At 56.3% G+C, this 15167-nt stretch carries 11 protein-coding genes; 8 read left to right on the top strand and 3 right to left on the bottom strand.

Annotation, left to right across the window (positions count from 1 at the left end; genetic code table 11):
- The first annotated feature begins 25 nt into the window (after positions 1-25).
- The 7 genes from tssC to JQ586_RS24910 all read left to right on the top strand — a co-directional run bounded on the left by tssC (position 26) and on the right by JQ586_RS24910 (position 8872).
- Complete coding sequence (gene tssC, locus JQ586_RS24940) at positions 26-1525, top strand: type VI secretion system contractile sheath large subunit (RefSeq protein ID WP_212397259.1); 1500 nt, start codon at positions 26-28, stop codon at positions 1523-1525.
- A gap of 111 nt (positions 1526-1636) precedes the next feature.
- The gene (locus tag JQ586_RS24935) at positions 1637-2128 is read left to right on the top strand and encodes a type VI secretion system tube protein Hcp (RefSeq protein ID WP_212397258.1); all 492 of its coding nucleotides are present in this window, start codon (positions 1637-1639) and stop codon (positions 2126-2128) included.
- A 130-nt stretch (positions 2129-2258) separates the two neighbouring features.
- Complete coding sequence (tssE, locus tag JQ586_RS24930; protein ID WP_249148076.1) at positions 2259-2807, top strand: type VI secretion system baseplate subunit TssE; 549 nt, start codon at positions 2259-2261, stop codon at positions 2805-2807.
- A gap of 7 nt (positions 2808-2814) precedes the next feature.
- Positions 2815-4779, top strand: coding sequence for a type VI secretion system baseplate subunit TssF (gene tssF / locus JQ586_RS24925; protein WP_212397257.1), 1965 nt, complete (start codon positions 2815-2817; stop codon positions 4777-4779).
- Between the two features lie 19 nt (positions 4780-4798).
- Positions 4799-5860 carry a type VI secretion system baseplate subunit TssG gene (gene tssG, locus JQ586_RS24920; RefSeq protein ID WP_212397256.1) on the top strand — a complete coding sequence of 354 codons (1062 nt, stop codon included), beginning with the start codon at positions 4799-4801 and terminating at the stop codon, positions 5858-5860.
- On the top strand, positions 5841-8564 hold the full coding sequence (tssH, locus tag JQ586_RS24915; RefSeq protein ID WP_212397255.1) for a type VI secretion system ATPase TssH: 2724 nt from the start codon (positions 5841-5843) through the stop codon (positions 8562-8564). Before tssG ends, tssH begins: the two co-directional genes overlap by 20 nt.
- 20 nt (positions 8565-8584) lie before the next feature.
- A complete protein-coding gene (locus JQ586_RS24910) occupies positions 8585-8872 on the top strand; it encodes a hypothetical protein (protein ID WP_212397254.1) in 288 nt (95 codons plus the stop codon).
- 41 nt (positions 8873-8913) lie between these two features.
- Here JQ586_RS24910 and JQ586_RS24905 read toward each other — a convergent pair whose 3' ends face one another.
- Together JQ586_RS24905 and JQ586_RS24900 are read right to left on the bottom strand one after the other, a co-directional pair.
- Positions 8914-10383: a methyltransferase domain-containing protein gene (locus tag JQ586_RS24905; protein ID WP_212397253.1), complete on the bottom strand. Its 1470-nt coding sequence runs from the start codon at positions 10381-10383 to the stop codon at positions 8914-8916.
- Between the two features lie 71 nt (positions 10384-10454).
- A complete protein-coding gene (locus JQ586_RS24900; protein ID WP_212397252.1) occupies positions 10455-11906 on the bottom strand; it encodes a class I SAM-dependent methyltransferase in 1452 nt (483 codons plus the stop codon).
- Between the two features lie 665 nt (positions 11907-12571).
- Between JQ586_RS24900 and JQ586_RS24895 the strand changes: the two genes are divergently transcribed.
- Positions 12572-12829, top strand: a complete 258-nt coding sequence (locus JQ586_RS24895; protein WP_212397251.1) for a hypothetical protein — start codon at positions 12572-12574, stop codon at positions 12827-12829.
- An 840-nt stretch (positions 12830-13669) separates the two neighbouring features.
- On the opposite strand, the gene JQ586_RS24890 is transcribed toward JQ586_RS24895, so the two are convergent.
- The gene (locus tag JQ586_RS24890) at positions 13670-14602 is read right to left on the bottom strand and encodes a hypothetical protein (RefSeq protein WP_212397250.1); all 933 of its coding nucleotides are present in this window, start codon (positions 14600-14602) and stop codon (positions 13670-13672) included.
- Between the last annotated feature and the right edge of the window lie 565 nt (positions 14603-15167).

Here is a 15167-nt window from a genome sequence, read left to right as displayed (position 1 = left end):
CATCTGGCAACTGGAGATAGTGGCCATGGCGACCGAGACAGTGAAGGCCTCCTCTCCCCAGGAGAGGCAAGTCGAAACCCGAGATGCTGACGAATTTACATCGCTGCTGAAGCAAAGCTTCAAACCACGAACGCCCCGCGCGGCCACTGAGGTCGAGAACGCGGTCAAGACGCTGGTCGAACAGGCTCTTGCTGACACGAGCCTCATTAAGTCGGACGTTCTCGATACAATCGAGGAAATGATTGCCCAGTTGGACAAGAAGCTCTCGGCGCAACTAAACGTCGTCATGCATGCACCGGAATTTCAGCAGATTGAGAGCGCTTGGCGCGGTCTCAAGTATCTCGTCTTTCAATCCGAGACTGACGCGATGCTCAAGATCCGCGTCATGAATGTCGGGAAGAGCGAGCTGTACCGGCATCTGCGCCAGTTCCCAAATGCCGCCTGGGACCAAAGTCCACTCTTCAAGAGGGTCTACGAAGAGGAATTTGGTCAGCTTGGCGGGCAGCCTTACGGCTGCCTGATCGGCGACTATACGTTCAGCCATCTGCCCGTCGACGTCCAACTGTTGCGCGATCTCAGCAAAATTGCGGGGGCCGCGCACGCCCCGTTCTTTGCCGCCGCTGATTCAACATTGATGGGAATGGATTCGTGGAACGAGCTGATGAATCCTCGGGACGTCAGCAAATTGTTCGATACGCCGGAATATGCCGCCTGGAAGTCGCTGCGGGATTCAGACGATGCCCGTTATGTAGGTCTTTGTATGCCGCGCGTTCTTGCGAGACTACCTTACGGCGCGAAGACCGAGCCGGTCGACGAATTCGGATTCGAGGAGGAGACGGACGGCCACAAGGGTGAAAAATACGCGTGGATGAATGCCGCTTATGCGATGGGCGCCAACATCAACCGCGCGTTCAAGGAATACGGCTGGTGCGCCCGCATCCGCGGCGTGCAGTCGGGCGGGGAAGTGGAAGAACTTCCCTCGCACACGTTTCCAACTGACGACGGGGGCGTCGATCTTAAATGTCCTACCGAAATTGCTATCAGCGATCGCCGTGAGGCTGAACTCGCCAAGGCGGGTATGATACCGCTGATTCATCGCAAAAACACGGACCGGGCCACCTTCATTGGCGCCCAATCACTGTTCAAGCCGAAGGCATATCAGAACAATCCGGAAGCGACGGCATCGAGCAACCTTTCGTCACGCTTACCCTATATGTTCGCATGCTGCCGCTTTGCCCACTATCTCAAAGTCATGGTTCGCGACAAGGTTGGATCTTACCTCGAGAAAGAGCAACTCGAGAGATGGCTGATGAACTGGATCTCCGAATATATTGATGGTGACCCGGCAAATTCCAGCGAAGCCACGAAATGTCGTCGGCCACTCGCCGGGGCGCAGATCACGATCGTGCCAAACGAAGAGAATCCTGGCTACTATTCGGCAACCTTCGAGTTACGGCCGCACTTCCAGTTAGAGGGAATGGACATCGGACTACGACTGGTATCGCGATTGCCGACTGGAAAATAGAATGATCGCTTGAACCGGCCGCCCAACAGGGAGCGACTAATCTGCAGCGTATCCGCCCATTAACACCGGAAACGCCGGCATCCCTCAGATTTGACCCTACAGGAGATTTAAATGGCTGACACGGACATGTTTCTCAAGCTCGATGGCATTGATGGCGAGTCGCAAGATAGCAAATTCAAGGACTGGATCGAGGTGCAGTCTTGGAATTGGAGCGTGCACCAGGCGTCGACCGCCCAAAGGCATGTTGGGTCCGGTCACTCAAAGGCGACCTTTGCGGAACTCCACGTTTCCAAGCATATGGATAAGGCTTCCGTGAAGCTTTTCAAAGCTTGTGGTAAAGGTGAACATATCAAAAAGGGAAAGCTCGTCTGTCGCAAGGCGGGTGGTGACAGTCCGCTTGAGTACTTCACCATCGAGATGGAGGATGTTCTGATCACCAACGTCGCGTTCAGCGGCCATGGAGGCGGAGCAAGTCAGGTCTCCGACACGGTTGCATTGTCGTTCGCCAAGTTCAAGGAAATTTATAAACCGCAGTCGAAGACGGGTACCGCCGAAAGCAATGTGGACTGGGGTTTTTCGATTAACGAGCACAAGGAAGTCTAAGTCAGATCAGGAGCAGTTCAAATTGCCGAACAGATCCCACTTCACTATGCGAGGGAACGCAGGGTTTTCTGCCTCATCTTGCTGGCCTAGTCTCAGGTTGGGTTTGTTCGGCTTGCGGTGAGGGGTGGACATGGCTCGTGTTACTGTCAAGACGCGCCTTAGCCCGCCTCTCATGCATGTATTTCGTGCGGCTCACGCCGCCAAAGACGCCCAAAAGCAGGTCGACATCCGCGACGAGGCGGGCGAGCGTGTTATTGCCAGCCGTCGGATGCGCGTGCGTCAGGTCATTTCTGAGCCAATGTTGCGGCGAGAGGTAACGCTCGATCTCGATGCGCTGCTCAATACGATCGCACTCGAATCCACCATCGATGACATCCGCGAAGCCGAATATGTTCGAAAATCAATTCTGAATTTCGGTCTTCCTGATGTCACACACCGCACCATCGACGAAGTCGGGGTTGGTGATATCTCCGAGGAGATAAAAACTGCGATCGTCAAATATGAACCGCGACTTGCGGCGGCCTCGATCCGGGTCGAGCGCGACATGAGTGTTGATCCTGTTGAGCTCAAGATCAGATTTATCGTGAGAGCCGATCTGACGTGTGATCCGGTCAATGCTCCGGTGGAATTTACTGCTGACATGGTCGATGGCGGCAAAATATTGATCAATCGCAGATGAAGGTCGAATGAACCGAGAATTTCTCGATCTCTACAACACGGAACTTCGGCTGCTCAACGAGCAGGCGCGGGAGTTTGCAGACGAATATCCGGGCGTAGCTGAGCGCCTCGGCGGCATCTTGGAAGACCGAATTGACCCATTGATCGGTGGCCTTCTCGAAGGCGCCGCGTTTCTGGCCGCGCGGGTCCAGCTCAAGCTAAAGCATGAGTTTCCCGAATTCACCAACAACCTGCTCGAGCAGTTGGTCCCGCATTATCTGGCGCCGACGCCCTCGATGATGATGGTTAAGGTTAACCCGACTTTTGGCGACGCGGCTCTTCGGGATGGCCACGCGGTCGCTCGTGGCTCGTACCTTGATGCCGCGTTTCGCCAGCTCGATCGACAAATTTCCTGCCGCTTTCGGCTGTGCTCAGATATTACAATCTGGCCCTTTCAGTTGACCGGCGCCGAATATTTCTCCTCGCCGGCGCCCCTCCAGGCACTCGGCGTTTCAGTCGGTCGCGAAGTCATGGCGGGCATGCGGCTCACCCTCTCGCATCGCTCGACCGCTCGTCCGGAGGATGAGCCATCCGATCTTGACGCACTCAAGAAGCCAGAGTTGTTGTTTGCGGGCTGTCGGACCGTCAAACTGCCGCTTTATTTCACTGGTCCGGAAGCGGATTCGGTCGCGTTGTACGAGCAGATCTTTGCCCATTGCAAGGGGGTCTGGTTCCGTTGGCTCGATGAGTTCGGGGATCCCGTCGTCCGTTCGGCGCCCGCGCAATGCCTTCATCAGATTGGATTCGAGCGCGAGGATGCGTTGTTTCCAAATGATCAGCGGGTCTTCGAAGGATTCGATCTGCTGCGCGAATTTTTTACTTTTCCGCGCAAATTCCTCGGCTGTAATTTGACCCGCTTGGACGAAGCGCTTCCGCAAATTCGAGCAAAGACTGTCGATATCTTGTTCTCCTTCGATGAGGTGAATGCCCGCCTTGCCACAGCTGTGCGACCAGAAATGTTCGGTCTTTATGCAGCGCCGGCGATCAACCTGTTCGAAAAAACCACGGACCGCATTCCGCTCAAGTCGAGCCAACATGAGTACCAGGTCGTTCCAGACCGCAGCCACTATCTTGATTATGAACCGCATCGCTTGCTCGACGTCTACGCTCACTATCCGGGCGGCCGGGAAAAGGTGCGGGTAGAGGCGCTCTATTCGGCGTCGTTGGAGGCGCCACCACAAAGGTCTGGCCTTTATTTCACGGTACGCAGACTGCCTCGGCGCCGCACCGTCGAGGAGAAGCGCATCGGTTTGTTCTCAGATTACACTGGGACCGATATGTTCATCTCCCTGAGCGCCCTTGGCGGCACGGACGATGATGCGGCCATCGCCGAGCTGAGCGTCCGAGCGCTATGCTCGAACCGCCATCTCACCGAGCATCTGCCCATCGGAGAAGGCGGTGCGGACCTCCGCTTGGTCGACGACTTGACCCTGGATCTGGTGTGTGTTGCCGGCCCCACATTGCCGCGCGAGCCAATTATTAGCCAATTGCGCAGCCGCAGCGAAACCGCGCATACCGGTACCGTGACGTGGCGGCTTGTCAATATGTTGAGTACCAATCATCTTGGTTTGGTGGAGCGCGGTGCCGGTCGCAACGCTCAGGCACTCCGAGAAACTCTATCAATGTTTGCAGACATGAACGACGCTGTGACCGAGCGCCGCATCACTGGCGTTCGTAAGGTGGATAGCCGGCCGATCGTGCGCCGCGTCCGCCAGCATGGCGGAGCAGGATTGGCGCGCGGCATCGAGATTACCGTTACGATTGATGAAAAGCTATTCGAGGGCACCGGTGTGTTCCTGCTTGGTGCGGTTCTGGAGCGGTACTTTGCCGAGTACTCCGGGTTTAACCATTTCACCCAGACTGTAATCCGGTCGGTCGAGCGCGGCGAAATCATGCGATGGCCGCCTCGTATGGGGCTGCGCAGGCCATTATGATGATCGGCGAGAGGTTGCGATGGTAGAGTTCGTGCGCAATCTCGAAGCCGAGCCGTGGCGCTTCGATTATTTCACTGTCCTGCGGCATCTTGAGCGCACCTACGAGCATCGCCCACGCATCGGCGAGAGTGCGGCGCGTCGCGAAGAATTCGTCCAACTCGGGCAGGAACCTTTCATGGACTTCCCCGCCTCGAACCTCGCCCGCGTGGTGCTGGATGATGCGAAGCCACTCAAGGTGTTCGTCAAATATCTCGGGTTGCTCGGACCACAGGGGGCGCTTCCGCTCGCGACCACCGAGGAGGCCTACCACTACGTGCGGGCTCAAGATGATTCTTTTCCCCGCTTTCTGGATATCTTCAATCATCGGTTCATCCAGCTTTTCTTCCGTGCCTGGGCCGATTCTCGTCCGATCGTGCAGCATGATCGTCCAAAGGCTGACCGCTTTCTTGCCTACATTGGCTCCGTGATTGGGGTCGGCTCCAAGCCCTATCAAGGTCTTGATAGTGTGCCGGACGCTGCAAAACTGGGATTTGCTGGCCTGATCGGTACGCAAGCCAAATGCGCGTCGCGGCTTGCAAGCGCAATTTGTGGTCTCTTCAATGTAAGAGCGGAAGTCGAGGAATTCGTGGGAAGCCGACTGGTGATAGAAGCGTCCGAATTGACTACTTTAGGTAGGGGCTACAACAGGCTCGGCGAAGAGACTTTGCTAGGCCGCACCGTATTCAGTGTGCAGGACAAAATCAGAGTGCGGATCTTCACGAGGGACCTTGCGCAGTATATGCGGTTCCTACCGACTGGAGACTTGTGCGAGCCGTTGAACGATCTCGTATTCTTCTACAACGGAGAGCAATTGGATTGGGATGTAGAACTCGCGATCCCGTCGGGCTCCGCCGAGCCGATCCGAATCGGTGAATTCGGGCAACTCGGTTGGACGACCTGGATGGCGCCCAATTGGACATCCAAGCAAGCCTACCGGCGCGATGGGCGGTTTAATCCCGCCGAGCGGATGAGGTCCAAGCGCAAACACCAGGCAACGGCAATGCGCAAGAAAGGTGGGAGCAATGGCGGATATCAGCCTTGAGGCAGTCGCAGGCAAACTCAATCGGATCGGCTACGAAGGATTCTTCAAGGCGCTACGTCAAGCCAAAGGAGCAGGCAACCGCAATGTCGAGCTCGCCCACTGGCTTGGCCACATCCTGCAGAACGAGCGCAGTGACCTTGCGTTGACGGCTGACCACTTCAAGCTCGATCGCGGCAAATTGGCGACCGATATCACCACCATCGTGAGCGGATTTCGCAAGAATGAGACCGAAATGCCGGCGGTCTCTAACACGATCATGGAATTGCTTGACCGGGGCTGGCATTACGCGACCTTGTTTTTTGGCGAGACCCAGATCCGTACCGGCCACATGCTGGTCGCCGCACTGCAATCACGCGAGCTTGCGCGCGCCCTAACCAATGTGTCGCCCGAATTTGCCAAAGTCTCAGTCGATCTCCTCAGCAATGAGTACCGCAAAATATGGCTGAGGTCAGAGGAAGAGAACCTGCGTCCGATGGACGGCTCGGGATTGGTTGCTGCGGGCACGCCAGGCGCGCAAGCGGGCTCCTCACCAAAGGGCACGACCGCGCTCGATCGTTTTTCTCAAGATCTTACGGCCAAGGCCAAATCGGGCGACATGGATCCGATTCTAGGCCGCGACGATGAGATCCGGCAGGTCATTGATGTGTTGATGCGTCGACGACAAAACAATCCAATTCTCACGGGCGAGGCTGGGGTCGGCAAAACCGCGGTTGTGGAGGGATTTGCGCAACGTATTGCGGCGAACGACGTTCCGCCTCCGCTGCGCGGCGTGCGTCTTTGCGTTCTCGACGTTGGCTTGATGCAGGCGGGCGCGTCAATGAAAGGTGAATTCGAGCAGCGGCTGCGTTCAGTGATTGACGAAGTGCAGCAGTCGCCGACTCCAATCATTCTGTTTATCGACGAAGCGCATACGTTGATTGGTGCCGGCGGTTCGGCCGGCACCGGCGATGCAGCCAATCTGCTCAAACCCGCCTTGGCCCGTGGCACGCTGCGCACCATCGCGGCAACGACTTGGTCCGAATATCGCCAATATATCGAAAAGGACCCGGCGCTGACGCGACGCTTTCAACCGATTCAGGTCGGCGAGCCCGACGTTGCAACGTGCTGCGACATGCTGCGCGGAATTCTTGGTCCGATGGAGAAACACCACCGGGTGCGGATCTCCGATGCTGCCATCGTGGCCGCCGTCAACCTCTCGCATCGCTATATCCCGGCACGCCAGTTGCCGGACAAGGCCGTGACGCTGCTCGATACCGCGTCGGCACGGGTCGCCATCAGCCAGAGTGCCGTACCAGCCATGATAGAAGACACGACGGCCGCGATTGCCGCTCGCGAAACGGAGAAGGCGGCGCTCGTGCGCGATAGTGACGTTGGGGCCGAGGACCACGGTCCGATTGCAGCGATTGACGCGGAAATCGCGGCATTGAAGGAAAAACTGGCGAGCCTTGACGCCGAATGGGCGATCGAACAGGGGCTTGTGACCGAGATTCGAACGCTTCGACAGATTCTCAGTCCTTCGGAAGTCGTTGACGACAAGGACACGGCGCCGGCCGGTGCCCGACCGAATGCCAACTTGCCTTCGACCGAACGACCGCCGCCCGCGGATAGCATGGACAAGGAGGAGACGCGCAAGCAGCTCCGCCAGAAGTTCGAAGCGCTCGAGACCCGGGATCCCGAAAAGCGGATGATCTACGCGCATGTGGATGAACAGGTGGTCGCCTCGGTGGTTTCCGATTGGACCGGCATTCCAGTCGGTCGAATGGTCAAAGACGAGATTGAGAACGTGCTGCGCCTGCCGGAAATTCTAAACCGGCGCGTCGTGGGTCAATCGCACGGTCTGTCCATGATCGCCAAACGCATTGAAACCAGCCGTGCCAAGCTTGACAATCCCAACAAACCGATCGGCGTTTTCATGCTATGCGGGCCCTCGGGCGTCGGCAAGACCGAGACGGCGCTTGCCCTCGCTGAGGCGCTCTATGGTGGCGAGCAGAACATGATCGTCATCAACATGTCGGAATTCCAGGAGGCGCACACGGTGTCTTCTCTCAAAGGGGCACCGCCTGGTTACGTGGGCTACGGCGAAGGCGGTCGGCTCACCGAAGCCGTGCGGAGAAAGCCTTACAGCGTTATTCTGCTCGACGAGGTCGAGAAGGCTCACCCCGATGTCCACGAAATCTTTTTTCAGGTCTTTGACAAGGGCTTCATGGACGATGGCAACGGTCGCCGGATCGATTTCAAGAACACGTTGATCATCCTCACCACCAACGTCGGCACCAACCTCATCATGGGACTTTCTGCCGATCCGAAATATCGCACAGATTCCGAGGCGTTGGCGCAGGTGCTGCGGCCCGAACTGTTGAAAGTGTTCCCCGCGGCCCTGCTCGGGCGCATCGTCTCCATTCCCTATTATCCGCTATCCAACAAGATGTTGGAAGGCATCGTTCGCCTGCAGCTCGACCGCATAGGTCAGCGCATCCGCGAAAATCACGATGCCGCCCTTGTCTACGATCAATCAGTTGTCGATCACATCGTGTCGATGTGCAACGACCCGGATTCTGGCGGGCGCATGATCGACAATATAATCACCAATACGTTGTTGCCGGCACTTTCGCGTGAATTCCTCAAACGGTCGGTTGCCAAGGAAGCGTTGAAGGAAGCCAAGATGACAATAGCAAATGGCGATTTCGCTTATGAATGGGCGTAACTTGTGCGCACGGAGGATCAATGGTTAGAAACCGCTTCGAGCAGGTTGACGAACTCCAGCCGGATGCCATTAATCTCACGCTGGTTCAGAAGAGTGACGGTCAGGTCGGTATTATTCATTGCCCCAAGACCGCGTCGCCCACGTTGCCGGCAGACCTGACGAGTGAAGAAATGCCGATCCGCGATGCTGTGAGTGGCGCGATCGAGCTAGCCAACAGCAAGAAGATTGCGATCGTGGTGATCGACGGCGACAACATATGGAAAAAAGAATGGGGCGATCTTTGGCGCTATGACGAAGGGGAGGATTAAAGTGGTCTCCCCGGCAAGTCAGTAAACGGCGGGCGTGATCGTTAGCTTGCTAACAACGCCGCTCGGGCAAGCCCGGCTAAACTGTCGTCCAGCCGCGCCGAGACAGTGGCGATGGGGATGCCGGTATGTTGCGCCATTTCGGTCGCAAGGTCTTGGCGGCTGCGCGTGCCGTCAAGCAGTGTGATGAAGTGACGGCTTTCGGGATCATCGATTTCCACTGCCGAATGATGCAACGAGGAGAGCCTCTTATGGCCACGCGAAGCTTGGGCGCGAGCAAGTCCGCTTGCCAGCGGACGCTCGCTTATCCTCCGCGCGAACGGCAACGGCTCGGTTTGTAGCGACAACATATCAGCGAGAAATAGGCGCAGAATGGCTTCGCCAACCTCCGGGCCGGTACTCGCGTCGGCGAGCGGCAGTGAACCTGGATGATGCTCGCTGATGCAAGCGATCAGGGCCGCAAGCTTTGGGTCGTTCGTAGATAGCTGTCCACCGCCACCCTGTGATTGTCGGGTGCGAAAGACGAACGCTCGGGAGTCGGATTCTTCAGCTTCCGCGCGATCAAACAATCCTTGAGCGTGCAACTGCCGCAGGCGGGTCCAATCGGCGCGGCGATCAATGTTCCCTTCGCTGCGACACAGGATGGTTCGGCGAAATTGGACCAAGCTTACATAGTCATGCAATTGTTCGTAGCGAATCCAATCACCCTTCGCCCGTTCTCGCAGGCTCTTTTGATTCGAGCTCGGAAAAAACGCCTCATGGTTTAACGAAGGGTTGGTGTCACAAAGGTATTGCAAACCATGCACTGCAGCGTGGGCCGCGACATCGGAGACGAACTGCGGTTCGAAGAATTCAGCCATCTCGTCGTGGAATATCACTTCGGGCGGACGTTGCAGCGTTTGAAGCACGTGGTCTCGCAGCGCATTTGGCAACGGACTAAATTCCGACCATACACCCGTGTAGAATTTCAGGCATTCTTCGGCGGCAGTGACCATATCGGCCGGATTGGCCGCTGTCCTGATATGATCCTGCAAAATGTCTCGGACGATTTGCCGCACACGACATGCTGGCATTGTATTGTAGCTGACGAACGCCAGCCCATCGGGGGTCAGCGCGCGGCCAATCAAACCCATAAGCGCTTCGCGTACCGTCGGTGCGACCCAAGCGTAAACTCCGTGAGCAACGATATAGTCGAACTCGCCAAGAGACGGCGGAACCGCCTTGATGTCCATGACCATAAATTCAACATTGGTCAGCCCCGCAGCGATCGCGGTGGCGCGTCCCTCTGCGATGGCGCCTTCGGCGAGATCAATACCAACTAATTGCGAATTCGGGGCCGTCGCGGCCATGCTCAACAAATTCGTACCGTCGCCACAACCCAATTCCAGCACACGACACCGCGAGACAGAAGGGAAACGGCGGCCGTATAGACACGCCAATGCGCTCATACGGGCCGGGTGTGAAGTCGACTGATGAGTGCCTGGATAGGGAACCTGTTCGTAGGAATCGACCATCACGAAAAGCGTCCGTCAAAGCGCGTGCCACTGTGTTGGGTTCTATGCCAGCCGAATTGCGACAGCCCTCATCATGCTGCTAGCAGCGCCATCTGCGCCAGACTATTCAAGTTATCTTTCAATTTTCCCACGATCGTTGTCTCCGGGAGAGCCGTAAATCTCATCATCTCCAAAGCGAGATCGTTACGAGTGCGCGTCCCGTCGAGAAGCGTGACGAAATGGCGGGTCGTCGTATCTGAGATATTCACGGTCGTGTGCCGCAGAGTGGTAATGGCCGTCTCGCCCCGCGCAGCCTGAATTCTTGCAAGGGCGCTGGCCATGGGGTACTCGCTCGGTGTCAGGGTAAACTGAAACGGCTCGGACTGCAGCGAAAGGGCGCCGGTCCTAAACATCCGCAGCACGGTTTCTGCAAGCTTTCGGCCATCGATCTCGTTTGCTAGAGGAATCGACTGCGGTTTGGCCGCTCCAATGTGACCGAGCAGCGTTGCAATGCTTGCTTCTGAAGTGGACGCACGACCGTCTCCCCGGGTACGGAATTCGAACTTTCCCGATTCCGCTTCATCGACCGGAATAAATTCACCGTGCGCGTGCAACCTTCGTACGCGCGTCCAGGCCATAGTGCGGTCAATGATTCCGCTGTCTTTGCACAATAGTGTTTCTCGATAAGGCAACAAGGTGGCGTAGTCGTATTGTTGTTCGAATTGCACCCAATCCTCGCCCGTGCGCTCTCGCAAGACCTGCCTCTCTGCACTTGGAATAAGGGCTTCGCAGCCTCGGGCCGGTTGAGCGTCGCAAATATATTGCAGTCCATAACGTTTGGCGTGAGCGGCAACGTCGGAAACGAACTGTGGTTCGTAAGTGTCGCCCATCTCGTCATGAAACAGGACTTCGGGCGGACGCAACAGCAGATAATTCGCTTCCTCACGCATTGCGTGTTGCAGCGGATCGGACGCCGACCAATTTGCTGCAAGGAATTCCAACCACTCCCTTGCGGCCGCGAGTCTGGATTTGATCTCGACAGTTCCGGCCAGACAGTCCAACAGGATATCACGCACGATCTGACGAACGCGGCAGCCGGGCATGGCATTATAGCTGATTAACGCGAGACCCTGCCGAGAAAGCGCCCGGCCAATCAAGCGCATCAAAGCCTCGCGCACCGGGGCGGGTACCCAGGCATAGACGCCGTGCGCTATGATATAATCGAATTCGCCAAGCGAATCCGGCGCCTTCAAGATGTCCATGACGGAGAACTCGACATTTGCCAGCTTGGCCGCGGCCGCCCTTGCTCGGCCATTTGCAATCGCCGTCTCGGCCAAGTCAAACCCGACCAATTTCGATCGGGGAGACGTCGCCGCAATGCTCATTAGATTGGCGCCCTCGCCACAACCGATCTCGAGAACGCGGCAGTCCGATGCAGGCACGAATGGTAAGTCGTGAAGGCATGCGAAAACGCTGATTGCTGCAGGATGCAACCCTTCCTGTACCAGGCTCGGATATCGTACGTGATCGTAGGCGTTCGCCATTGCCATCGAATCATTCAGGAGGTGTGGAAGACGGCCGGTATGCGCCGATGGTATTGCCCTGAATCGGCAACTTCAACGGCAGTATCACTTCCCGACGACGGATCCTTTGGGGATCAATCCCATCGGGGCATTGAAATGCTCCCGTCGCCAATCGCTCGCTTGAATGTGCGTCTCAGATCCAGAGGCGAAATCGACCGCCTCCCAAGAGCAATCAGCAATAGCGGGAGCAGAATAGGTCTGGAAGGTATCATATAACCGTCGCGGCTGGTTTCATGAGGTCTGCGGAAGACTAGCGTTCGTCACTTGATCCAATCGGGCAGGGCGGGCTCGATGGCCTGCCAAACGCCCTCGACCGTTTGGCAGAAACCCAGAACGTCGCTCGTGTTTTCGTACTCCGACACACAGGGGCGGACCCAGACTTACAAACAAGTGCGATCTGAGGATAGGATTTGACACCCTGGGATTGAATAAAAGAACTTGTCATGGGCAGGCTCCGGCGTACCGTAATCGGGCTATCACGGGCGATGCACCTTCATCGAACCGAGGGTTCAGCCGGCCTTGGCGTCTCGTTGCAGTCTAGTTCTTTCGGATCCTTATCCATTGGAAGGGCGAATTTTTTCCACAACCGCGCGTTGGCGCAGGTTTTTTCTTACAGGGAGGATATCATGAAGGCCGGTTATGTCATTGCGCGAGAGAATTTTAAGGAGGCAGAAAAGCACGTCTCCGCGGATGCAGATCCCGTTATGTTCAATCTTCTGTTTGGACTGCAAAGTCTAACCAATCAGATTGAGGCCGACTTCGCTTTCCTCCGGGCGGGGATCCCGTCTTTACAGGCGTCCCCGGCAAAGCCGAAATCCAAGCGCGGAGGAGCTGGCAAGAGGACTCCAAAAAAAAAGCTCAAGAAGAAAACCCGACGCTCTTAACAGCGAGCACAAAGGACGGACTGCACTGGTTGGCTGAGACCCAGTTGATGGAAACGAATGCTCGCAGTGCGCATCCGAGTGCTGGTCTGCTCGAAGCTGCAAGCGAGAAGTGTTGTGCAGGCGCCGCGAAAGGTCGACATCGATGTTGTGGCGAGGGTCAGAGCCGAGCTGATACCACCTCGAGAAAATTATTGTGCGCCAGGTTGAAAGTAAATTCCGTCAGGGATGAGCCGCGGATCAGGTTAGGTGAAATATCAGTATTTGTTACACGTCGAGCGGGGTCATTCATGACATCGAATAATTCAAGGTGCACACACTCACCGGGGATTCGGTTGGCGGCAATGCCTCCCTTATACTCGATATGCGAGCCGCCACCTCAAGGATCGATGTAGAGAAATTGATCTGCAGCGTGGTTGCAACCGACGATGATTACGGAGTGTCCTCCAGCATTGTAGGCAATCAGCTTGCCGTCGTCGATCTGCATGCCGACCGGATCGTCCAGCACAGCGGCCGGTACAGTTCAGGTCGACTGGCTGGCCTGCTGATGTCACGTCGAGTTGCAAAATCCCAGTCAACCGGTTTGCCGTTGACAGCTGTGTAGCGCGCACATCGCAAGAGCGGCGCATTTGCTAGGGAATGGGTGCCCGTCGGCTGGAGGTTCAAAGCGCAGAGCCGGACAGCTCGCTGCACCATCGATGTTCTGGTTGCGACGGTAGTTCGTCATGCAACTATGCGAATTGCAATTCGAGCGCGAAAGCACCTCTATCCTTGGCAAACAAAGCGAAGAAGGTGCGGTTCGGCAAGTTGTCAACGCATAGAAGCGACTAGCCGTTCAAAAGTTCAAAACTGGGTTGAATTCGCCCACTCATCCCAATACTGGACATTCGGCGTGTTGTCTTGATCCAAGTGACGGTGCGCCTTGCGGTCCACTTCGTTCGCGGTGTCATCCGGATTCATGGTTGGATTTTTGATTTTTTCCAACAAGTAGTCAGCTTTCATCCCGAGAAATTGCGCGGCAGGAGCAATGCTCCTACTTGAGGTACCAAAGTCGAATTTTCCACCCACACTCGTTGCCATACACTGATCCTGCTGCCATCCATATCGCATCTCCCACCTCAATATCCATGGCACGAAAGCGAGCGGCTCTATTTTCATGGAGCGCTCATCGCGCATCACGAAGGCAGTCAGGAAGAGCTTGTAAACTGACACCATCCTGAGGAGATTGACCTTGTGGGTGCGCTTATTTTGGAATGCAAGGTTGAACCTCGAGCTTGGTGCGTCGTACATATTTGCGACGATAGTTGAAATGCCGGCGACTTCGCTGCCACTTCCAGACATTTTGGGAAAAACGAAGTGATCGCGGTTGTTCGTGAATGGCATGACATCCGCTCCGTAAAACTTTGGATCGGCGTCGAGAAGGAAATCATATTGTTTTTCGCGCGGTATGGCAGGTGGTATGTCGAGACGTATTTCCATATACCCATCAGCGGATGAAATTCCTGCATATGCGAAATAACTTTGTAAGTTGACCACCAACTGAATAAAACGGAATTTCCAATTTGACGTGTTCTCGCCCCGGCTCATTCTAGCATCAACGCTTCCTGACATCCTGATCCCGCTGGCAGTCATATCGTCACTCACTCCGCTGACAACTGCGTCGGCATTGACAGTCATGTGTAGAAAAGCGCTTTTGCGGTTCATGTCGATCGTTGTTCCTGGCCTCGCTCCCTCGGCATCTAGCGCAATGACTGCGGTCTCAGGAATAAGGTGCATAGTACTACGTCCCATATGAGGCCGTCGCAGGCCCGATCGGCGCTCATGATTGGTCAGGTAATACGCATGCGCGGTTCACACGGCCCTTGGGAATTTACGCCTGCGCTCAGTGGACGGCACACCGCGTCACAGACGGCGGCTCGCCCGGCGAAGGTGATCGATGCATGACCTCGTGGTCATCGACCTCCCGAATGCCGAGATTGTGGTGGTCGCATCAGGCCAGTGATCGAGCAGACGAAAGCGCTTCCGCCAATGCTGTGAAGAAGCGGCTATCACGGGTTCGCTGGCACGCAATCGGTCCGAAGCAGAAAGCGTGGTGGTCACTCGGGTCACTCGATGCACCGGTCGGGTGCGCCCGGACAGTGCTTGTCAGAAACTCCAGCTCCTGGACGAAAACAGGGACTTTGCGGGGGCGCCTGGAAAACCGGGCCACTCTGAACCTCGCCGGGGTAAAGTGTTACAAATTGATCGCAGGTGTTGTTCCTTGCTCAAGTCACGGCGTGTTCAACGGCACTCTCTGGCAGGGTGCCGGTCGTGCCATGGCCTTCAAGGTAATATGGTACTA

This window comes from Bradyrhizobium jicamae, from assembly GCF_018130215.1.
Lineage (GTDB): Bacteria > Pseudomonadota > Alphaproteobacteria > Rhizobiales > Xanthobacteraceae > Bradyrhizobium > Bradyrhizobium jicamae_A.
Note: the sequence above shows the minus strand (reverse complement) of the source record. Positions and strands in the feature narration are given on the sequence as shown.

Coding starts and splice junctions, on each gene's coding strand:
- JQ586_RS24910 (WP_212397254.1), top strand. CDS start 8,585: ATGGTTAGAAACCGCTTCGAGCAGGTTGACGAACTCCAGCCGGATGCC.
- JQ586_RS24935 (WP_212397258.1), top strand. CDS start 1,637: ATGGCTGACACGGACATGTTTCTCAAGCTCGATGGCATTGATGGCGAG.
- tssH (WP_212397255.1), top strand. CDS start 5,841: ATGGCGGATATCAGCCTTGAGGCAGTCGCAGGCAAACTCAATCGGATC.
- JQ586_RS24905 (WP_212397253.1), bottom strand. CDS start 10,383: ATGGTCGATTCCTACGAACAGGTTCCCTATCCAGGCACTCATCAGTCG.
- JQ586_RS24895 (WP_212397251.1), top strand. CDS start 12,572: ATGAAGGCCGGTTATGTCATTGCGCGAGAGAATTTTAAGGAGGCAGAA.
- tssG (WP_212397256.1), top strand. CDS start 4,799: ATGGTAGAGTTCGTGCGCAATCTCGAAGCCGAGCCGTGGCGCTTCGAT.
- tssE (WP_249148076.1), top strand. CDS start 2,259: ATGGCTCGTGTTACTGTCAAGACGCGCCTTAGCCCGCCTCTCATGCAT.
- JQ586_RS24900 (WP_212397252.1), bottom strand. CDS start 11,906: ATGGCGAACGCCTACGATCACGTACGATATCCGAGCCTGGTACAGGAA.
- tssC (WP_212397259.1), top strand. CDS start 26: ATGGCGACCGAGACAGTGAAGGCCTCCTCTCCCCAGGAGAGGCAAGTC.
- JQ586_RS24890 (WP_212397250.1), bottom strand. CDS start 14,602: ATGCACCTTATTCCTGAGACCGCAGTCATTGCGCTAGATGCCGAGGGA.
- tssF (WP_212397257.1), top strand. CDS start 2,815: ATGAACCGAGAATTTCTCGATCTCTACAACACGGAACTTCGGCTGCTC.